A 19,235-nucleotide genomic window follows, 5' to 3' on the forward strand; every position below is an offset into this window, starting at 1 on the left:
GAGACGAACGATCCCCCCTAATGGATGAAACAAAAGTGCGCCAACCTAAACTAGATTGAGACAGTTTGTCAGTAACTTGCATGAAGTTTTTAGCAGAAAATGTACCACATTCTATAAAAATAAGTGATTTTAGATTCTGCATGATAAAAGCCCGATGTTTAAAAAAACATCAGGCTAGAATTTGGGGGTATATTGGCTTACTTTTTTGCATTTACCAAGCTTTTTCTAAAATTGATTTCAAATCTGCAAGTGAGGTTTCTTTCGGATTAAAAATAATTGAGCCATCATTAAGTGCTTTTTCCGCAATCTCATCAAACTGAGCCTCAGTCACTTTCCCAGTTTCGCGCAGCGTGCGAGGCAACTTGGTTAAAGTATAAATGTGATCGCGCATGGTATTGATTACGCTAATGGCTTTATCCGCACGTAAATGTGCTGGAGTCTGTGCGTAAATGTCTGGGCCCGCAAGTGGTAGCAGCAGATCCGCGATTTTGTTGCCATTCACGTCTTTATTAAACTCGAGCACATAAGGTAAGAACAGGTTCATACACAGGCCATGTGGCAAATGCACCACCGAGCCTAAAGCATGACCCAGTGAATGCACCACGCCGACCATGGCATTTGAAAATGCAATACCAGCCATAGTTGAGGCTTGAGCCAACTCCAAACGACCTGCTGCATCTTTCGGATTTTCTAGCACTTTAAATAAATTTTCGCTGACTTTTTTAATCGCGGCTGTTGCATAAGCATCACTGATTGGATTCGCAGCAAGACAGGTATAGGATTCAATCGCATGTGTCATGGCATCCATAGCAGTCATGGCAGTTAAGTGTGGTGGTAGGGTTTGCGTCATCCGTGGATCTAGAATTGCCGCATTCGGCATGAGATATTTAGATGCAAATGGCATTTTCTGCTGCGTGGCATTGTCAGAAATGACCGCGACCATGGTGACTTCTGAGCCTGTCCCCGATGTGGTTGGTACCACAAAAAAAGGTTTCAGGGCTTTGGGTAAGTTATGCGCACCTGAATATTTCAACAAGTCATCACCGCCTTCAGTTACCAAAATATTGGCAGCTTTGGCTGTGTCAATCACCGAACCGCCACCAATGGCAATAATGGCATCGCATTGATTGTTGCGATATGCTGCTGCAACACTACGCACCGTTTCTAAGCTTGAATCGGGTGGTACATCATCAAAAATAAAACCAATTTTCACATCGGTTGCTGCAAATGCAGCTTCGACAGGAGCAAGCAAACCGTTGGCACGAACGCCTTTATCGGTAATGATCAAGGGTTGTTTTGCACCCATAGAGGTGAGTTCAAAAGGCATATGTTCTAAGGCTGCATTTCCAGCAATGACTTTGACAGGACAAAAAAATTCGTAATACGGCTTGGTCATTGTGATGCACTCCCTTTGAGATACGATTGAGCAACTTTTAAATAGATGTTGGCAGCGCCTGTGAGTTTTTCTTTGAGGCTGAGTTGTTGTGGGTATTCTTTAATCGCCATTTCTGCGACCAATTTAGGTAAAATTAAAGCTTCCATTTTATTTAGGCAGCGTACTAAACGAATTGCATGCCCCAAATCACCATCTGCAATCATACGGTCATTCGCAAAGGCTTGTGCTGTACTTTCTTGGAAAGAAAAGACCAAAAAGGCATGGTGAATGTGTTTAAAAGTAATGGTTAAATCAGGTTTGGTGGGCACATGATCTATCAGCTCTAAGTGATGCTGAGGATTGACTTGGGCAATGAAGGCCGCGTCACTGTTAAATACGGCCATAGAAACGATAAAACCAACTGGAAACTTTGCAACATCCTGTTTGATTTCATCATCGACTTGACTCGCCATCGCTAAGCCTCTGCCAATCACATCTAACATGAGTTTGACATAGGCTTGTTCTAAAGCGGGCTTTACTGAGTTTATTGAAATCACTCGCTTATCCCTATTGCAGTTATTCGTTATTTTAGAGTAATTACTCTAATTTATTTTGGACTGCAATGTAAAGGGGTTATTGCTGAATCAGCTCAATATTTGCAAAGAATACATCTTTTTTGAGATATTCAATGATATCTAAACACAATTGATTAAAATCAGGGTAGGGTTGAATTAAATCACAAACACGCACCATTTCAAGGCCCGCATAACCGCAAGGGTTAATGGTATTGAAGCCGCCCAGCTCACAATCGACATTTAATGATAAGCCATGGTAACTGCGTCCTTTACGAATTTTAAAACCCAGTGAACCAATTTTCCGCTCATTTACATACACGCCCGGTGCATCGGCTTTGGCATAGGCCTCAATGCCATACTTTTGGAGTAAATTAATCATCAGTTGTTCGGCATAACTGACCAGTGTTCTGACATTCCATTTCAAGCGATTTAAATCAAACATAAAATATGCAACGAGCTGACCTTCACCATGCCAAGTGACTTGTCCGCCACGATCTGTTTGAACAACAGGAATATCACTCGGAAATAAAATGTGTTCAGGCTTACCGGCTTGACCTTGGGTCAATACAGAGTGATGCTGTAAAATCCATAACTCATCCGCGGTGTTTTCGTCACGCTGTTCAGTCAAACTTTTCATGGCTAAAAAGCGATCTTCATATAAGGTGAGTTGAGAATATTGACGGATAATTAAATTGGGTTTGGTCACAGCATCCACAGCGTTTTGAGCCTGTATCATGAGGAAAGTAGGGCTTTATTATAATCAATCTGTGATCAAAGCGGGGAGGCATTTTAATTTTTAAAGCTAATTGCATCAAGCATAATGACTGTCTTTTATCAATTGATATTTATCTCATTTAATATTAAATAAAGTTAAATAATATTGTGCTGTATAGCTGGATTTAAATTTTAAGCTACATTGCCTTCAAGCCTAAATCGAGCGCTTCTTCTATGTTTTTGTCAAAACGGACAGCGATACTTTTAACTTTGGATTTTAGCACTGACCATGCTTTTTCAATTGGATTTAAATCTGGACTGTAAGCAGGCAAGTACATGATTCTACAGTTAAAGTCTTTGGCTAGTTTTTTGATATCTCCGTTCTTATGAATCGAAGCGTTATCTAGAATCAGCAGATGTCTTTTGGTCTTATCTTGATTATCTTTGGTTAAATTTTCAAGTAGATATCTCAACCATCCCGTGAACATTGCTCGATCGCATGAACCTTGAAAAATCAAAGGGTAAAGGAACTGATACGCTGAATTAGACCTCACAGCACTGATGATACTTAATCTTTTACCATGACCACCCAATTTTAAAGCAGCGCAACGACTGCCTAGTTTAGACCAACCATATTGCGCTGTATCTGTGGTGTTTATCCCAGACTCATCAATATAAAGAATCTGATCTTCCCCAAACTCCTCTTTCCATTGCGGAAGAAACCAGTTGAATACAGCCCTTGTTATTTTGTCGGCTTGCTTATAGAGAAAACTCTTTTTTTACGTGTCCAACCAAGTCTATGAATGGCTTTTAACAGGGTTGAGTAAAGGATTGGATACCCAAACTTTTGTTCAAATAAAGGGATGAGATCTTTCACTTGAGAAAATTCAGTAGTTTCAATAAAGTGTTTGAAAGCATCCATATCCTTGATTTTAGTGGGTCGACCTGCATTGATTTTAGGCTGTTTCAATTCTCCAGTGGTGTTTTGAAGAAGAATCCAATCATCCAAAGTGGTTCTAGATATTTTAAAGGTTTTACATGTATATGATTTGTGATTATTTTCTTCATAAAACTGCATGACTTTTTCACGTAAATCCACTGAATATACTTTAGGCATGATCTTGAACAAATTAATTTTTTATCATTGTATCCCAAAATAAGATTGCAGCTATATTACTCAATTAATAAATGTGGAACATGAAAAATCAACAAAAAAGCTCTATTCACTAAGGTGGAACTTTTTTATTAGTATAAGACATTGAAAGTTATTAATAAATTAAAGGTGTTTCGCATAAGGTGTATTATGTTAATTTTAAAATAGTTAAAAAATATGTCCGATTTTATGGCTGCTTGTTAAACTCAAGCTGACTATGGATTTTAATCAATTCTTGTTTTTGGGCATCTGTAATATTCTTTAAACGAAGAATATCTTTCTCTTTGATTTTAGGTCCATTTTTTAAACCTTCAAATCCCATTATTTCTACTTCTTTATCTAGCCATTCCTGTGATGGTTGAGACATATGATATTTGCTTATCTTAGGATGAAAAAATTCTAATTTTTTATTATCTTTATTTTCAACATACTGAAGATTCTTTTCATAGACTGCATCACTTTCATACTGATTTCTAATAATATGAGTGATTTGTTTCACCATGTCATCAGAAAAAATAAATGTTCGAATATAATCTGTACGTAAACCATCATGTTCATAGGGATCATCATAGTAAAAATAATGTCCTCGTTTAGTATCAACAGCCTCGATTATGTAAGAAATATCAGTATTATCTTTGAAATTTTTATCTAAAACTTTACCTTTATCAATTACTGTTATAATTTTGTCATAGCTATACCAGGATGATCCTGTACTTTTACCATAAATATATAAATTTACTCTTAAACCACTTAAATCTACAGCAGGATCAATATTAAACTCATAAGTGACGTTATTTGGTCCATTCATTGGACTACATCCTATTATAAAAAATAAAATTATTATGCTTGATAAATGTTTAAGTCTATTCATCGGTAACGATATCCTAACTTATTCCATTCGTGAACCTTGGCTAATTCAGGTGTTTTGGCAGAATTTCGTGTTGTTCGATAATCATTAAAAATAGATTGAAAATCATCTTTTAAACGCAATTCATTTTTGAAAAATTTCATCGTTAATATTTTAGCGTTACGTGTAGTGATAGCTTTAAGACCATTATCACCTTCACTTGCTACCATGAAAGTAGGTGCATAATCCCAACCAATACCTTTATGTACAGCAATATGCTCTGCAGTTATTCTTAGATCTGGCAAAAATGACGGATAAGACCAACTTGGTTGTCCTGCCACAACGACATTTTGACAATTTTTATATGCAGATATTTTTCGAGCAAAAGCCTTTTCATAATTTTTTGTTTTTGCATCTAACCTTGCTGTATTACAACCAAAGAAGTTTAATCTTGTTTCTCCATTTGCCCAATAATATTTTAATTTTGCCCATTCAGACTCAAGCATCTGTTGATGTCTACCAGATGCGATCAAAATAAGTATTTCCTTGGGATCAAACTGATGAGCATTGTAAATAAGTGGTCCTTGAGTACCAGCATGTGAAAAAAAACTTACTTCTTTCACTGCTGCTTTTGTTTCTCCTCCATAAAAATTCACCCAATAATCGATTGCTTTTTGGATACTACTAAAGCTAGTAATATCAGGGAGATGTACTTTATGTATTAAAGGGTCATACCAAGGCTCTGTTTTTAATATAATATTTCTAGTTTGAGCAGCCTCTTGAAATAAATTCTTAGCCTTATCTTTTTCAGCAACCCAAAAAAGTAAAAAAATTTGTACTTTCCGAGTAATTTTTTGAGTAACTTGGTTGCCTTCTGGTGTTGTCATACCATCTGAAGTTTTGGAGTCATTATTAGCCATATTGTTATCGTCATATCTCTAAATGTATTTTTAGTTCTTGAGGATTTGAACTATACAGAGTCTGTGTAAATCCATCTTTATCAGTTACTCCTTTTACTTCCCTACCATTTTCGTAGTAAGCCGTATATTGAGTATATCCATAAGGTACGGAATCATCATCAACAAACCTATAACGCAAACTATTTTGCTGACTTTCAGGAAGAAATGGTAATTTAGTTATTACCTTCGCCCCACCTTTAAACAAATGTTGTCCAGCTTTCGCCTCAAACTTTGCAGGTGTAATGAATGTAATCCCATTCTTATTAATTATGATTTGAGAACCACCAGCCATAGGTCTACCTATCTTTATAAATTTCAAAATTTAAGCTGCAATTTAGCTTAAAATAAACATCTAATAATTCAATATTTTTGATCAAAGTATGACTTTCATCATAGCGATTCAACTGAATGATAGCATTATTGTTGCTGCAGACAATAAAGAAGTCATATTCAAAGAAGACCACTCAAATGAGCTTCTTGAACGATCAACATCAAAACTTCATGCTTGGAGTAGTGGGATTGTTACGGGCACAGGCGAATATTATGTGATTAATCGCTGTATCGCTTTATTTAAAGAGTTCGCTCAATCAGAATTAACATCCCTACCTGATTATTTGGCACTTTCACGGAAAATTCGAGAATACGAAATCGGTAGAGATTATTTCCAGGTACAAAACACCAAACTACTATGCTCTAGCTACAGTGAAAACGGTGCTCAACTGTATAAAATCGAACGGATCGATGATGATAAAAGCTACAGCATGACCGCTATAGAACCGATGGACATGACCGTGTGGATGTTTAACCCCAATGTCGAAAGCATTACTTTGGATTTAAAAAACTTATATCTCAATTTGAAAGATTACTCAGCCTTTGCAAACCAAGTCGATTGGATCAATTACTATATCAATCGAATTGCACCAATTTATCAAAAACAAAGCCAAGTAGATTCATTGATGAGTCAAAGCTTTGATATCTTTTTTCAAAGCAAAAATGAATACGTGTTTGGTCATGTGCCCAATACGCAAAATACAGCACTAGAATTTAAAGAAATTTCCATCAATTCAGAGTCCATTTAACATAATGGGCATTATACGAAATCAAGTTTGATCTATGAGAAATTCTAAGACTTTCAGAGTTTCATCTTTTCCTAAATCAAACTCATCTCCCATATCCATAGCAATTAATCTCATAATTTCATCATGAGATATTTCAGAGAACTCAAATGAAAACTGATTGTAAATTTGCATGCATTTGCTTGCTACGTCATCAGGGTCATAGTTTGTTTCTACAAAACTCTTAACTTTTTTTAGTTGTACTTTTAAATCAAGCATAAAACAAACACTTATCTTAGTATTATTAAACATAAAATCTCTTATGCGAAGTAGTATTGAGTTCAAGCAATATTAGATAATGCGAAAACTTTTTCAAAATCCCCAATAATTATGAGAACTCTATCTTCTGTCGCACTTATTGCATGTACTCTTTCTGCTCTAATCAATCTAAGCTCTTATTTTTTTCATTTTGCATTCTCTTTCATACTTTGTATCTTTTTAATCTTACTTCTTTTTGGTGTAGCTATCATAGTCATCTCTAAAAAATTAGAGATTAATTTTAATAGTCTTTCCTTCGTTTTATTTTTCTATGCAATTGCAACATTCTTTATAACTACAGGGCTATTGGATAACTTTAATGTCGAAAAAGATGGATTAGAGTATGTCTTAAACAATCGTGGAACTTTTATTCGTGAAGCAACTATTGAAGAATATCATTTATATAAAAGTCGATCTTCTCGATTAATGAGTGCATATTTAATGCTCTTTTTCCAATTGTTATACATAACTATTAATGCCTCAATTCCCAAATCTCTTTCTCAAACAAATGAAAAACAATAGCCAATAAAAAAGCCCAACATCCTGTTGGGCTTTTTTACATATTTGATGCGTTGGTATAACTCCTGTCGTACCGGCATTTTCCGTTGCTGTCTTTTCTTATTCTTATCTGGAGCATCCTGCTCTCTATGTCCCCATCATAGAAAATAGCTTTGACTCAGGCTAGACGCAAAGAACGGTTTATGGCGTAAGCCTAAGCTTACATTGCTTAAAATTTATCCCCATTTTTTGTGGATTATTTCGGTTGTGTGACAGTTGATAAAGTTCAAAAAACCGCAAAATTGATTATTTTTTAATCAAAATGATTGGCAGAAGATATCAAAACCGCTCAAAAAGAAACCGACATGTGTCGAAGCCGGATTTTTGGGGTGTTTTTAGATTATGTAAAATAGTTAAGTGATTGTTTTTAAATAATTAATAAGATTGGAGTTCGCATAACGTCCATTATGTTAAATTGATAGGGTATTTTTCAAATTTAGAAATTAATGATAAAACATTTTTTTTAGAACAATAGATCCTAACTCTAGGAGCACAAAATGAATATCAATGAGGTAGCAAGTCCTATTGATTTAAGAAATTTAAATGACGCATCTGAATGGGCTGCTGAAGTAAATATAAAGCGTCCATGGAGATATGAATTTTTTGATGCTTATGTTGATGAAATTAATAGTTTAAGTATCGAAAGTCCTAAAATTCTCGAAATAGGTTCTGGTCCAGGATATTTAGCAAAGGTTTTATTGGAAAACTTATCAAATATTAGTTATACAGCAATAGATTTCTCAGAAGCTATGCACCAATTATCAAAAGAATATTTAGGTGAATTGAGTGCTAAAGCAAGGTATTTTGTTGCTAATTTTAAAGATTCTGACTGGTTTCATATAGCAGAACAAGAAAAGTATGACATTGTGATAATCCATCAAGCATTACATGAATTAAGGCATAAAGCCTATGCTAAGAATTTTCACACCCAAGTTAAAGATCATTTATTAAATAACAATGGCGTATATATAGTTACAGATCATATTGTTGCAGATAATGGTATGAAAAATAATGACTTGTATATGACAATTGATGAACATTTAAAAGCATTATCTTTAGCAGGATTTACTCAAATTAATATTCTAAAAGAAAAAAATGCTTTATGTTCTTTTAAGGTTTTCTAAAATTAACATAATACACCTTATGCGAAATTTAAAATTTCAAAGCGAGAGAGAAATACGGAAATATTTAATTTATTAAAAGAATTCGGCTAAATTAATAGCACTTAGATTAGCACTTGAAGTGCAACACCATGTTCTTGGAGTAATACCTGACTCGGACTTTTAAATCCGAGTCTTTTTCTTGGGCGATGATTCAAACGCTTAGTAATCTCTGAAATATATTCATCCGTGTAGTTATTTAGATCACTTCCTTTTCTGATGTATTGCCTGATCAGACCATTCGTATTCTCATTTGTGCCTCTCTGCCATGCACTGTAAGGATCTGCAAAGTAGAATTCTATTTCCAGTTCATTCGCGATTTGTTCATGTAGGCTAAATTCCTTGCCATTATCAGCAGTAATCGTCTTTAACTTCTCTTTGATTGGAGCCAGCAAGTCAACAGTGGCTTCACAAACCGCCTGACTCTTGCGAGTGCTACATTTCTTTAACCAAAGATAGCCTGTTTTCCTATCTACAATTGAAACTAAAGACTGCTGCTGATTTTTGCCCACAATCGTATCTATTTCTAAATCACCAAAACGTGATCGCTTCTCAATGATGTGTGGCCTATCGTGAATGCTTTTACGGTTACTGAGCATCCCACGAGTTTCTGGTTGTCCATACTTTCTTTTTCGTTGATTTCTAAAACGTAAATGAAGATAAAGACTGCCTCCTTTGAGTTTATCTTGCTGAATATATCGATAGATTGAATGCATACTGATAGCTACGTGAGAAGCGATTTGTTCGGGACTCCATTGCAAAGCAAGATAGCTTTCGATCTGTTGCAATAGGGAGGAACTTACAGTTCTATGATTCGAGATATGGCGTCTTTTAGCCAGTTTATGAGCATGTTTAGCAAAGTAGCCATTTCTATTACGATTACGTTTGATCTCTCTACAAATTGTAGAGGGAGCACGAGCCAATCTGAGGGCAATATGACGCGTAGAAAAACCTTCGCGTAGTAATGTATAAATCTGATATCTTTCTTCTTGGGTAAGATGAGTATAGTTCATGATGCAACTTTGACTTTGGTCGGTCTGGAAGCAGAATGCTATCTCATTTTACTTCCTACCTAAAATTAATCTCTGTTGCACTTCGTTTGAGAATCTAAGGCAATAAAAAACACGCTCTAAAGCGTGTTTTCTAATTTGATTAAAGTGCAGTTTTAATCAGAGGACATGCAGCCAAATCTGCATACACAGCATGCACTTGCTCAAGCTTTTCAAATCGCAGTTGCGCAGTCACTGAATGATATTTGCCTGTGCGTGAAGGCGTCACCGTCATGGTTGACCCATCAAATTCAGGAAAATGCTTTACGAAAATATCATTCACGGCTTGACGGAGCTCTGCACCTGCAAGACCAATCAATTTAATTGGATAATCCATCGGGAACACCCAAAGATGTTCTTGTAAATCGCGTGATGGCATGCGATTGGTCATGTCATTCATAGGACACCTCATCATTAAAAATACCTGCAATGTGCAGGTATTTTGTTTTCATTTGCTACATGCTCATATTATGGGGCAGTTCAGCCCATATTCAAGCCTGTATTATCCTATGGATAGATCAGTCATTCTCAAGGAAAGAACGTAAGTGTTCAGAACGAGAAGGATGACGCAATTTACGTAACGCTTTTGCTTCAATCTGACGAATACGCTCACGTGTTACGTCAAACTGCTTACCCACTTCTTCCAAAGTATGATCGGTTGGCATATCAATACCAAAACGCATTTTCAAGACTTTCGCTTCACGTTCAGTTAAGTTTTCTAAAACTTCACGTGTCGCTTCTTTTAAGCCTTCAGAAGTCGCAGCATCAATTGGAGAGGTAATGTTACCATCTTCAATAAAGTCACCCAAATGCGAATCTTCATCATCACCAATCGGTGTTTCCATCGAAATCGGTTCTTTGGCAATCTTCAGCACTTTACGAACTTTCACTTCGTCCATTTCCAAGCGTTCGCCCAATTCTTCTGGAGTAGGCTCACGACCCATTTCTTGAAGAAGTTGACGTGACACACGGTTGATCTTATTAATGGTTTCGATCATGTGTACTGGAATACGAATAGTACGTGCTTGGTCTGCGATCGAGCGGGTAATCGCCTGACGGATCCACCATGTTGCATACGTCGAGAACTTATAACCACGGCGGTATTCGAATTTATCCACCGCTTTCATCAAGCCGATGTTACCTTCTTGAATCAAGTCGAGGAATTGCAGACCACGGTTGGTATATTTTTTCGCAATCGAAATTACCAAACGTAAGTTCGCTTCAACCATTTCTTTCTTCGCGCGGCGCGCTTTCGCTTCGCCAATTGCCATACGTTTAGAAATTTCTTTAATTTCTTTCACGGTAAGATCAAGTTCTTTTTCAATATCAGCAATCTTTTGTTGGAAAGCCAATACGTCTGGACGAACTTTTTCTAAATAAGGTTTTAAATCTGCAGGTGCTTTTGCAATTTGTTCTTCTAACCAAGCTGGATTTGATTCATTGCCTGGGAACGAAGTACGGAATTCGTTACGATCCATACGACCACGACGCACTGCAAAACGCATCACTTCACGTTCTGATGTACGAATTTGTTCGTGTGTGCCACGGATCATTTCAGAAATGATGTCAAATAAACGTGGAGTAAATTTGAACATCATGAACACAGTCGCCAGTGCTTCTAATGCATCTGTCGCTTCAGGACTGTTGCGACCTGATTTTGCAACAGCTGCTTTAGTGAGTTCCCAAGCCGCTTTTAATTCGTCAAAGCGAACTTTTGCAATCTCAGGATCTGGACCAGATTCAACTTCTGACTCGTCATCAGTTTCAGCTTCTTCTTCTTCATCATCGTCTAACTTAACATCTTTGGTTGATTTCTTAGCGGTATCGACTTCAACGATAACTTCAGGCTCTTCTTCAATCACTTCAGGAATTGGCTCGTTAGATTCAGGATCTAAGTAACCAGAAAGAAGATCAGCTAAGCGACGTTCGCCCAACTCATAATCTTTATATTCTTGTAAAACAACTTCTACAGCATTTGGCCAGTAGGCAATTGAGTTTAAAACATCGCGAATACCTTCTTCGATACGCTTCGCAATGACAATTTCGCCTTCACGGGTCAACAGTTCAACTGTACCCATTTCACGCATATACATACGTACAGGATCTGTTGTACGACCGGGTTCATTTTCGACAGACGCAAGTACAGCTGCAGCTTCTTCTTCTGCGACTTCATCAGTTGTTTCGGCATTGTTGCCTTCGAACATGGTGTCATCAGATTCGGGTGCACGTTCATGTACTGGAATACCAACGTCTTGAAGCATTTGGATAATGTCTTCAATTTGTTCGCTTTCAGTGATTGAGTCTGGGAGATGATCGTTAACCTCAGCGTAGGTTAAGTAACCTTGTTCTTTGCCTCGGCTAATCAGAGCCGCTACTTGGGAAGTAGGGGAATGCTTATCGCTCATCTTTGCTCTCTTCTCGTTGAAATCTGTGGCATGGAAAAACCGTGCATGATAGCACAGTTATCGTTATCTAGTATCTGAATTGATCAGCTTATTTGGTTTAAAAAAACCAAGAATGTACGCCTTGCATTCCAATATGGGGCTGATTTTATTGTTTTCAAGTCCGAATCTCTTTATTTGCAGAACGAATTGATCGATCCAAATTGAGCCTCAATCATGCCATAAAATGGCTTCATAAAAAAAGCAAAATTTTGTTGGTGGAGGGGGAAAAATAAAATAAAACTTGACAAGTTTTCGGAACAAAGATAAATAGCGCGTAGCCCCATTCTTTTTTTCATTCCTGAGGTAGTTTTAGTGTCTTCTACAGATTTTGAACTAGATGATAGCTACAGTGATGATGACGTTAGTTTTGATGAGTCTACCAGCAAAATTACTGTCAAAGAATCATTAGAAAAACGTCGTTTAATTGATGACTTGCTTGCACAACGTCGTTTAGATCGTGAATTGAAAGATCTGGAATATGATTTTGATGACGATGATTTAGATGACGAAGAAGATTAATTTAACATTGGGCTTCACAGCCGAAAATGTTATTCTAGTCGATTGAGATAATACCTGTTGGAAACAAAATGAGTGCTTTAAATTTAGACCTGTTGAGTGAATATCTAGACGGCGACCAAAACGAGCATGGTCTAGATTTCGCAGCGACTCATGGCTTTTTATGTGCAACAGCAGTAGGTCCAAAATTTGATCGCTGGTTAGATGAATTATTTGACAGCAATCAAACCAAAGTTCCTACAGATATGCTGACACAAGTAAAGCTTTGGCTCGATGATCTTCGCCAAAAACTTGCCAATGAAGAAGGAATTGCATTTCCTTTTGAAATTGAAGAAGCGTCTGTTGAATCAAGTCTAGGTGATTGGAGCGTTGGCTTTGTCGATGCAATGTTCTTAAATGAAGAGGCGTGGTTCACGCCTGAGTTTGAAGAGCAATTGGTTGATCTCACTCTTCCAATTATGGTGTTCAGTGGCGTTGACGAAGAGGATCCGCAAATGGAGTCTTTCCGTCGCAACGGTCAGTTAATGGACGAGCTTGCAGAAGAAATTCCAGACAATTTAAATGAATTATATTTGATGTACCACACACCGGAATAATACAAGCGAATGTATTGAAAAGCACCCTCGGGTGCTTTTTTGATTTTAGAATTTTTAGCTTGAAATTGATCAAAAGAAGTACTTTCCTAGCTACCACTTTAAAGTCGATGCAATTAACGCGAATGAACAGTGAGCTATTAAAAATCAAATGAGAATATGTTCATGGGTCGGCCAAATTTTAAATCTAGCTACTTAATTAAGTGCGATAGGATTTATTTTTACGTTGTTGTCTGCGATAAAGAAACCAAACGACAATCATGATTACAATGGCAATGATCACACAACTGACTTGACTGAAAATTTGATGCATCAACTCAGTGTTATTGCCAAAATAATAACCGACGCAGGCTAAAAAAGAGGTCCAAATAATCGTGCCAAGGCCGCTATAGGTCATAAACTTCCAAAAGGGCATACGACTCATACCGGCAGGAATACTGATCAATGAGCGAACTGCAGGAATCATACGACCAAAAAAAACAATACGATGACCATAGTGCTCAAAACAATCCAGTGATTTTTTGACATCAGTCGACTTTATGAACACATATTTTCCATAACGATCAATAAAACTGAAAATACTTTGATGGGAAATTTTGCGCCCAATCCAATACAGCACTGCTGCTGCAAGTAAGGAGCCCACACTTCCTGCGATGATCACGCCAACCAGTAGGAGATGTCCTTGAGAGGCAGTAAAGCCTGCGGACGGCATAATGATTTCAGAGGGAATAGGAGGAAATACATTGTCCAAAAACATCAATAGCGCAATCCCGAAATAACCGAGTTGCTCCATGATTGAAATGATCCATGCTGTCATGTGAGATCGAAAAAAATAAAAAACTTAATCCATACTAAGGTTTTTTATTTTGAAAATATAGTTCTCATTTGTAGATGTAAAAATGATGGATCTAAACATCTGCATTAAGCGTAGACGTCACACTGACTTTGCTTATGGATTAATCTCTAAAGTGAATCAGGGTATGGATATAAACTTTCCTTAACACAAAACTCGTCAGTACTGGAATCAGGGAGAGCGTTGAATAGTGTAATAATGATACTTCAATCGAATAACCAATTGCCAAAGCAATGAATGCACCCAATATAGCACCCAAGAAAACCACAAAAATGTGGGATTGTTGATTCAGTTGGGTTTGCGTTTTTTCCACAATAAGAGGCTGATTTGTAGAGTTATACGCGGTCTCTATTTGGTGCTCTGAATTAAAATGTCGATGATTCGAGCATAAATATAAGCGTTTTGGCATAGTCTATTCCCTTATATTTAAATGACTTTTTAGGTGCTGTTGCATTATCCTTAACTAGAAAAAAGATTAACAATAACCATAAATTAAGTCTTGAACTTAAAGGTGTAGCCGTGTTGTGAATTTAAGTGTTTTCTATTAATTGTGTTTTTCAAATGTAAAAAACCGCTACGTGGCGCAGCGGTTCTGTAAATAATATACGATTATAAATTATAGGCGTTTACGTTTCGCTGCTGCAATTTGAGATTGGCGCATACGAAAGCCAGCTTTTTGTTTTTCGGTGGTTTTTTCAATGCAATACATGCAAGACACACCGTGTTCATAGCTAGGTAGTTCAACTTCAGTAGGAAGCAGTGGCCAGCCACAAGCGTGACATTTTGAGTTTTCACCTTCTTCAACACCATGCGTAACTGCTGTACGGCCATCAAATACGAAGCATTCACCTTCCCATAGGCTGTCGGAAGCAGGAGTTTCCTCTAAATATTTTAAGATCCCACCTTTTAAATGGTAAACCTCAGTGAAACCTTCTTGTAATAGTAAAGAAGTCGATTTCTCACAGCGAATACCGCCTGTACAGAACATCGCAATTTTCTTGTCTTTATGCTGTTCAAGGTTTTGTTTTACATATTCAGGGAATTCGCGGAAGCTTTCTGTTTTAGGGTCAATTGCGCCCTTAAATGTACCTGCTTTATATTCGTAATCATTGCGCGTATCGACTAAAATCACGTCATCACGTGCAATGAGGTCATTCCATTCTTTCGGGTCAAGATAATGACCGACCAAATCACGTGGCTTAACTTCTACGCCTAAGGTTACGATTTCTTTTTTATGTTTGATTTTCATTTTACGGAATGGTTTTTCATCACTATGTGATTCTTTATATTCCATTGCTCCAAAGCCTTCATTCATTAAAAATTGATGAATGCAATCCACTGAGGAACGATCGCCCGCAACTGTTCCGTTGATCCCTTCGTTTGCAACAATGAGAGTACCGCAGAGGTTGAGGGTTTTGACCAAATCTAAAAGACGTTGTTGTAGATCCAATGAATCTTTAACTTCGTGAAATTGATAAAGTGCGGCAACAACCCAACCAGTGGTCGCTTGCTGTTCTACAGGTGCAAGCTGTTCTACAGTAGCGTTCATGGAGTACTCCAAATGTATTAATATAGGGATAAATTCAAGGCGCATATTCTAACGCGTATTGAAGTAATATGCGAGAAAACCATATAGTAAATATGGCTTTAATTGAGGAAATAATTTTGAGTAATGATCGTCGAATACCTTCTCTTACCCCATGTGCAGGGCGTTGCTCTACGGTATTTGGTGATGCAGTATGTCGAGGCTGTCGAAGATTTAATCATGAAGTGATTCAGTGGAATACTTATACGTCTGAACAGCGGATGATCATTTGGCAGCGCTTAGATGTGCAACTGGATCAAATTTTGGTACCGATGTTGCCCCATGCCAACATTATTCACATTGAAGCATTCATTGAGAGTAAGCGTGTTCGGGTATTTGATACCGCAACCACAGGACGTAAGCTTTATCATGCGCTTAAAATTTGTGAAAAAAATAAAAATTTGGCAGAGGTAAGCGGTTTGGGGATTCAGTCTTCACAGGTAAAACCGATTTGGACGGAGTTTGAGCGCCGAGTATTGGCACTCGCGACAGCTAGCTATGAATTGGCATGGTTGCGTGCAAATGGTATCAGTCAAAGTTTGTTGCATAGCTTAGATGAATTTTAGTCTTTTTAAATGATATCAAGCTAAATGCAGTCGTTAATAAAATAAATAGGTAAAAAAAAGCTCGCGATCTGCGAGCTTTTTTAATGTAAAACCATTAAGCCACTTGTACAGGAATGCAGTTCGCGGTGTGATTTACAGTATTGTTTGGGTTGGCATAAACAAGGCGTGGTTTGTGAGCATCTGCTTCCGTAACAGTGAAGTCACCAAAAGTTGCAATAATCACCAAATCACCAATATCAGCTTGATGTGCAGCACCGCCATTAACAGAAATAATGCCAGAATTCTCTTCACCACGAATTGCATAGGTCGTGAAGCGCTTGCCATTGGTTACATTCCAAATATGAATCTCTTCATATTCACGAATACCAGCTAAATCTAACAATACACCGTCAATCGCACATGAACCTTCATAATGAAGTTCGGCTTGTGTCACGACTGCACGATGAATTTTAGCTTTTAATAAGCGAGATAGCATGGGAAGCGTCTCCTGAGTTGCCTTAGGCCTGTTATCTAATGATTAAATAACAATTTCTATAGTGGGTAGTGCATTTGAAAGCGCATTTTGCTCTCAAAATTTGAGCAAGGCAAGCGAAATTGTTGAACAAAGAACAAATTAATCAATCAAGGTTTATAAGCGTTTATTTGATTCATGGCGTGTTGAATTTCACCATTGACCAATAACTTGATTCGGCTTAATGCATGATGAATCGCATCATCCATTAGCTTTTGCTCGTTTGAAGATGCTTTGCTTAATACATGACCTGAAACACGTTCTTTTGAACCTGGATGACCAATACCAATGCGTAAGCGATGGAAGTTGGGACCGATGTGCGGGACGATATCACGTAAACCGTTATGACCACCATGTCCACCGCCTGTTTTTAGGCGAATCACACTGGGATCCATATCGAGTTCATCATGTGCAATGAGCATGGCTTCGGGAGCGATATTATAGAATTTGGCGAAGGGAACAACACTTTTGCCTGAGGCATTCATAAAGGTTGTAGGTAAAAGCAGACGAACGTCTTGACCTTCAATATTACCACGACCACTAATTCCGTGGAATTTTTGATCATTTTTAAGGGGGATGCCATATTGCTCTGCAAGGCGTTCAACAAACCAAAAGCCTGCATTATGGCGGGTTTGGGCATACTCAGAACCTGGGTTGCCCAAACCGACTATAAGTGACAAAGGAGTTTTCCGATCACTCATATTTGCGATTACTCGCCTTTTTCCGCTTCAGCTGAATCAGTTTCAGCATCTTTAACTACTTCTTCTTGAATAACAACAATTGAAACAACTGCTTGATCGTGGTCTTCGCCTTGAGCAAGAGCAGGAATTGTTACGCCTTTAGGAAGTTTAAGATCTGACAGGTGAATAACTTGACCAATTTCTAGATCAGCGATATCTACTTCAATCGAAGTTGGTAGATTGCGAGGTAAAGTTTCCACTTGAACTTCATTTAAGTTAAGCGTTGCAATACCGCCAGCTTTAACGCCTTTAGATACATCTTGGTTGATTAAGCTTACAGGTACAACTGCAGACATAATTTCACCGCGTGTAATACGCATAAAGTCTGCATGCATTGGTGTATTTTTTGCTGGGTGACGTTGTAATGCTTTGATCACAACTTCTTCTTTTTTACCCGAAACATCAATAGTAATAATTGAAGAGAAAAAGTCGTTGTTTTCAAGCTGTTTAACGAGCTGACGAAGTTCTAAAGTTATAGATACTGGTTCAGCAGCACCACCATAGATAATTGCTGGTAGTTTAGCAGCAAGACGAAGGCGGCGGCTCGAACCTTTCCCTTGAACTGATTCTTCACGAGCTTCTGCGTTTAATACGAAGTTTGCCATGATAGACATCCTATTTGAGTGAGTTAAACTAGACCTTCGACCAGTCTAGTGAGACAAAGCCCTGCGATCAGGCAGAGCTTTAAAATTTAGCGCTATATTATAGATAAGAATCAAACATTGCGCTAATAGATTCTTCGTTGTTAATACGACGAATTGTTTCAGCAACCATACTGGCCACTGAAACTTGGCGAATCTTACCAAGTTCTAACGCTTCTTGAGAAAGTGGAATGGTGTCTGTTACAACCAATTCATCAATCACAGAGTTGCGTAAATTTTCAAGTGCCTTACCAGAAAGTACTGGATGTGTTGCATAAGCAACAACACGGCGTGCACCAAATGACTTAAGTGCATCAGCAGCTTTACACAATGTACCCGCTGTATCCACCATATCGTCGACAATCACACAATCACGATCTTTGACATCACCAATCAAATGCATCACTTGTGATTCATTTGCTTTTTGACGACGTTTATCAATGATTGCAAGATCAATATCACCCATTTGTTTTGCTACCGCACGTGCACGAACCACACCGCCAACGTCAGGTGAAACCACCATTAAGTTGTGATGTTGTTGTTGGCGTAAGTCAGCGAGCAAAGCAGGTGTACCATAGATGTTATCTACGGGAATATCGAAGAAGCCTTGGATTTGATCTGCATGTAGATCGATCATGACAACACGATCAATACCAACAGTGGTGAGCATATCCGCTACAACTTTTGCAGTGATAGGCACACGAGCAGAACGTGGACGACGGTCTTGACGAGCATAACCGAAGTACGGAATGACAGCAGTAATACGACCTGCACTTGCGCGACGCAATGCATCAGCCATAACAAGGACTTCCATGAGGTTGTCGTTTGTTGGGGCACAAGTAGGCTGTACGATAAATACGTCTTTACCACGCACATTTTCAGTGATTTCGACAGCGATTTCGCCATCAGAAAACTGACCGATAGATGCAGCACCTAAAGGAATGTGTAAATGGCTAACGACTTTTTGGGCGAATTGTGGATGCGCAGTTCCACTAAAAACGACAAGATTGGGCATGAAGCACC

General features: G+C 37.9%; 24 protein-coding genes. 5 read left to right on the top strand and 19 right to left on the bottom strand.

Annotated elements, in window-relative coordinates; translation table 11 throughout:
- Window positions 1-211: 211 nt before the first annotated feature.
- From AMD27_RS04355 to AMD27_RS04390, 8 genes are all read right to left on the bottom strand, one after another.
- Entirely contained in the window at window positions 212-1,396 is a 1,185-nt protein-coding gene (locus AMD27_RS04355; protein ID WP_067656871.1) for an iron-containing alcohol dehydrogenase, read from the bottom strand.
- A complete protein-coding gene (locus tag AMD27_RS04360) occupies window positions 1,393-1,932 on the bottom strand; it encodes a hypothetical protein (RefSeq protein WP_067656874.1) in 540 nt (179 codons plus the stop codon). The genes AMD27_RS04355 and AMD27_RS04360 overlap by 4 nt, the downstream gene beginning before the upstream one ends.
- Before the next feature lie 76 nt (window positions 1,933-2,008).
- The gene (gene lipB, locus AMD27_RS04365; protein ID WP_067656878.1) at window positions 2,009-2,686 is read right to left on the bottom strand and encodes a lipoyl(octanoyl) transferase LipB; all 678 of its coding nucleotides are present in this window, start codon (window positions 2,684-2,686) and stop codon (window positions 2,009-2,011) included.
- 175 nt (window positions 2,687-2,861) lie between these two features.
- Complete coding sequence (locus AMD27_RS17990) at window positions 2,862-3,410, bottom strand: IS630 family transposase (protein WP_081405901.1); 549 nt, start codon at window positions 3,408-3,410, stop codon at window positions 2,862-2,864.
- Window positions 3,407-3,781 carry an IS630 transposase-related protein gene (locus tag AMD27_RS04375; RefSeq protein WP_067655598.1) on the bottom strand — a complete coding sequence of 125 codons (375 nt, stop codon included), beginning with the start codon at window positions 3,779-3,781 and terminating at the stop codon, window positions 3,407-3,409. The genes AMD27_RS17990 and AMD27_RS04375 overlap by 4 nt, the downstream gene beginning before the upstream one ends.
- 223 nt (window positions 3,782-4,004) lie before the next feature.
- Window positions 4,005-4,625, bottom strand: coding sequence for a hypothetical protein (locus tag AMD27_RS04380; protein ID WP_067656882.1), 621 nt, complete (start codon window positions 4,623-4,625; stop codon window positions 4,005-4,007).
- A 59-nt stretch (window positions 4,626-4,684) separates the two neighbouring features.
- Window positions 4,685-5,584: a hypothetical protein gene (locus tag AMD27_RS04385; RefSeq protein ID WP_067656885.1), complete on the bottom strand. Its 900-nt coding sequence runs from the start codon at window positions 5,582-5,584 to the stop codon at window positions 4,685-4,687.
- 10 nt (window positions 5,585-5,594) lie between these two features.
- Window positions 5,595-5,915, bottom strand: a complete 321-nt coding sequence (locus AMD27_RS04390; RefSeq protein WP_067656888.1) for a hypothetical protein — start codon at window positions 5,913-5,915, stop codon at window positions 5,595-5,597.
- An 88-nt stretch (window positions 5,916-6,003) separates the two neighbouring features.
- Between AMD27_RS04390 and AMD27_RS04395 the strand changes: the two genes are divergently transcribed.
- Window positions 6,004-6,702 (top strand): hypothetical protein, encoded by a 699-nt coding sequence (locus AMD27_RS04395; RefSeq protein ID WP_067656891.1) that lies wholly within the window; start codon window positions 6,004-6,006, stop codon window positions 6,700-6,702.
- A 21-nt stretch (window positions 6,703-6,723) separates the two neighbouring features.
- Here AMD27_RS04395 and AMD27_RS04400 read toward each other — a convergent pair whose 3' ends face one another.
- Window positions 6,724-6,990, bottom strand: coding sequence for a hypothetical protein (locus tag AMD27_RS04400; RefSeq protein ID WP_067656894.1), 267 nt, complete (start codon window positions 6,988-6,990; stop codon window positions 6,724-6,726).
- Between the two features lie 1,061 nt (window positions 6,991-8,051).
- Here AMD27_RS04400 and AMD27_RS04410 point away from each other — a divergent pair.
- The gene (locus tag AMD27_RS04410) at window positions 8,052-8,678 is read left to right on the top strand and encodes a class I SAM-dependent methyltransferase (protein WP_067656900.1); all 627 of its coding nucleotides are present in this window, start codon (window positions 8,052-8,054) and stop codon (window positions 8,676-8,678) included.
- A gap of 101 nt (window positions 8,679-8,779) precedes the next feature.
- On the opposite strand, the gene AMD27_RS04415 is transcribed toward AMD27_RS04410, so the two are convergent.
- The 3 genes from AMD27_RS04415 to rpoD form a co-directional block, all read right to left on the bottom strand.
- Window positions 8,780-9,727 carry an IS30 family transposase gene (locus AMD27_RS04415; RefSeq protein ID WP_067656902.1) on the bottom strand — a complete coding sequence of 316 codons (948 nt, stop codon included), beginning with the start codon at window positions 9,725-9,727 and terminating at the stop codon, window positions 8,780-8,782.
- 139 nt (window positions 9,728-9,866) lie between these two features.
- Window positions 9,867-10,154 carry a YbeD family protein gene (locus AMD27_RS04420; RefSeq protein WP_067662760.1) on the bottom strand — a complete coding sequence of 96 codons (288 nt, stop codon included), beginning with the start codon at window positions 10,152-10,154 and terminating at the stop codon, window positions 9,867-9,869.
- A gap of 127 nt (window positions 10,155-10,281) precedes the next feature.
- Entirely contained in the window at window positions 10,282-12,225 is a 1,944-nt protein-coding gene (gene rpoD, locus AMD27_RS04425; RefSeq protein WP_228140740.1) for an RNA polymerase sigma factor RpoD, read from the bottom strand.
- 294 nt (window positions 12,226-12,519) lie between these two features.
- Between rpoD and AMD27_RS04430 the strand changes: the two genes are divergently transcribed.
- Both AMD27_RS04430 and AMD27_RS04435 read left to right on the top strand, forming a co-directional pair.
- On the top strand, window positions 12,520-12,726 hold the full coding sequence (locus AMD27_RS04430; protein WP_067656908.1) for a PA3496 family putative envelope integrity protein: 207 nt from the start codon (window positions 12,520-12,522) through the stop codon (window positions 12,724-12,726).
- Between the two features lie 68 nt (window positions 12,727-12,794).
- Window positions 12,795-13,319, top strand: coding sequence for a YecA family protein (locus AMD27_RS04435; RefSeq protein ID WP_067656911.1), 525 nt, complete (start codon window positions 12,795-12,797; stop codon window positions 13,317-13,319).
- A gap of 196 nt (window positions 13,320-13,515) precedes the next feature.
- Here the strand turns inward: AMD27_RS04435 and AMD27_RS04440 are convergent, their stop codons facing one another.
- The 3 genes from AMD27_RS04440 to AMD27_RS04450 form a co-directional block, all read right to left on the bottom strand.
- On the bottom strand, window positions 13,516-14,109 hold the full coding sequence (locus AMD27_RS04440) for a DedA family protein (RefSeq protein WP_067662763.1): 594 nt from the start codon (window positions 14,107-14,109) through the stop codon (window positions 13,516-13,518).
- Window positions 14,110-14,272: 163 nt separating this feature from the next.
- The gene (locus tag AMD27_RS04445; RefSeq protein WP_067656914.1) at window positions 14,273-14,578 is read right to left on the bottom strand and encodes a hypothetical protein; all 306 of its coding nucleotides are present in this window, start codon (window positions 14,576-14,578) and stop codon (window positions 14,273-14,275) included.
- A gap of 207 nt (window positions 14,579-14,785) precedes the next feature.
- Complete coding sequence (locus AMD27_RS04450; RefSeq protein WP_067656917.1) at window positions 14,786-15,718, bottom strand: rhodanese-related sulfurtransferase; 933 nt, start codon at window positions 15,716-15,718, stop codon at window positions 14,786-14,788.
- Window positions 15,719-15,834: 116 nt separating this feature from the next.
- Here AMD27_RS04450 and AMD27_RS04455 point away from each other — a divergent pair, with 116 nt between their 5' ends.
- Window positions 15,835-16,320 (top strand): DUF1289 domain-containing protein, encoded by a 486-nt coding sequence (locus AMD27_RS04455; RefSeq protein WP_067662766.1) that lies wholly within the window; start codon window positions 15,835-15,837, stop codon window positions 16,318-16,320.
- Window positions 16,321-16,414: 94 nt separating this feature from the next.
- On the opposite strand, the gene panD is transcribed toward AMD27_RS04455, so the two are convergent.
- From panD to AMD27_RS04475, 4 genes are all read right to left on the bottom strand, one after another.
- The gene (gene panD / locus AMD27_RS04460; RefSeq protein WP_067656920.1) at window positions 16,415-16,795 is read right to left on the bottom strand and encodes an aspartate 1-decarboxylase; all 381 of its coding nucleotides are present in this window, start codon (window positions 16,793-16,795) and stop codon (window positions 16,415-16,417) included.
- A gap of 146 nt (window positions 16,796-16,941) precedes the next feature.
- Window positions 16,942-17,532 carry an aminoacyl-tRNA hydrolase gene (pth, locus tag AMD27_RS04465; protein WP_067656923.1) on the bottom strand — a complete coding sequence of 197 codons (591 nt, stop codon included), beginning with the start codon at window positions 17,530-17,532 and terminating at the stop codon, window positions 16,942-16,944.
- Window positions 17,533-17,540: 8 nt separating this feature from the next.
- Window positions 17,541-18,176 carry a 50S ribosomal protein L25/general stress protein Ctc gene (locus AMD27_RS04470; protein ID WP_212846458.1) on the bottom strand — a complete coding sequence of 212 codons (636 nt, stop codon included), beginning with the start codon at window positions 18,174-18,176 and terminating at the stop codon, window positions 17,541-17,543.
- A gap of 97 nt (window positions 18,177-18,273) precedes the next feature.
- Window positions 18,274-19,227 (bottom strand): ribose-phosphate pyrophosphokinase, encoded by a 954-nt coding sequence (locus tag AMD27_RS04475; protein WP_067656930.1) that lies wholly within the window; start codon window positions 19,225-19,227, stop codon window positions 18,274-18,276.
- Window positions 19,228-19,235: the final 8 nt, after the last annotated feature.

Origin of the sequence: Acinetobacter sp. TGL-Y2 (genome assembly GCF_001612555.1) — a bacterium.
GTDB lineage: Bacteria > Pseudomonadota > Gammaproteobacteria > Pseudomonadales > Moraxellaceae > Acinetobacter.

Bases quoted from the DNA above. Each gene is read 5' to 3' on its own strand.
- AMD27_RS04355 (WP_067656871.1), bottom strand. From the start codon at position 1,396: ATGACCAAGCCGTATTACGAATTTTTTTGTCCTGTCAAAGTCATTGCT.
- lipB (WP_067656878.1), bottom strand. From the start codon at position 2,686: ATGATACAGGCTCAAAACGCTGTGGATGCTGTGACCAAACCCAATTTA.
- AMD27_RS04375 (WP_067655598.1), bottom strand. From the start codon at position 3,781: ATGCCTAAAGTATATTCAGTGGATTTACGTGAAAAAGTCATGCAGTTT.
- AMD27_RS04380 (WP_067656882.1), bottom strand. From the start codon at position 4,625: ATGAATGGACCAAATAACGTCACTTATGAGTTTAATATTGATCCTGCT.
- AMD27_RS04385 (WP_067656885.1), bottom strand. From the start codon at position 5,584: ATGGCTAATAATGACTCCAAAACTTCAGATGGTATGACAACACCAGAA.
- AMD27_RS04390 (WP_067656888.1), bottom strand. From the start codon at position 5,915: ATGGCTGGTGGTTCTCAAATCATAATTAATAAGAATGGGATTACATTC.
- AMD27_RS04395 (WP_067656891.1), top strand. From the start codon at position 6,004: ATGACTTTCATCATAGCGATTCAACTGAATGATAGCATTATTGTTGCT.
- AMD27_RS04400 (WP_067656894.1), bottom strand. From the start codon at position 6,990: ATGTTTAATAATACTAAGATAAGTGTTTGTTTTATGCTTGATTTAAAA.
- AMD27_RS04410 (WP_067656900.1), top strand. From the start codon at position 8,052: ATGAATATCAATGAGGTAGCAAGTCCTATTGATTTAAGAAATTTAAAT.
- AMD27_RS04415 (WP_067656902.1), bottom strand. From the start codon at position 9,727: ATGAACTATACTCATCTTACCCAAGAAGAAAGATATCAGATTTATACA.
- AMD27_RS04420 (WP_067662760.1), bottom strand. From the start codon at position 10,154: ATGACCAATCGCATGCCATCACGCGATTTACAAGAACATCTTTGGGTG.
- AMD27_RS04435 (WP_067656911.1), top strand. From the start codon at position 12,795: ATGAGTGCTTTAAATTTAGACCTGTTGAGTGAATATCTAGACGGCGAC.
- AMD27_RS04440 (WP_067662763.1), bottom strand. From the start codon at position 14,109: ATGGAGCAACTCGGTTATTTCGGGATTGCGCTATTGATGTTTTTGGAC.
- AMD27_RS04445 (WP_067656914.1), bottom strand. From the start codon at position 14,578: ATGCCAAAACGCTTATATTTATGCTCGAATCATCGACATTTTAATTCA.
- AMD27_RS04450 (WP_067656917.1), bottom strand. From the start codon at position 15,718: ATGAACGCTACTGTAGAACAGCTTGCACCTGTAGAACAGCAAGCGACC.
- panD (WP_067656920.1), bottom strand. From the start codon at position 16,795: ATGCTATCTCGCTTATTAAAAGCTAAAATTCATCGTGCAGTCGTGACA.
- pth (WP_067656923.1), bottom strand. From the start codon at position 17,532: ATGAGTGATCGGAAAACTCCTTTGTCACTTATAGTCGGTTTGGGCAAC.
- AMD27_RS04470 (WP_212846458.1), bottom strand. From the start codon at position 18,176: ATGGCAAACTTCGTATTAAACGCAGAAGCTCGTGAAGAATCAGTTCAA.
- AMD27_RS04475 (WP_067656930.1), bottom strand. From the start codon at position 19,227: ATGCCCAATCTTGTCGTTTTTAGTGGAACTGCGCATCCACAATTCGCC.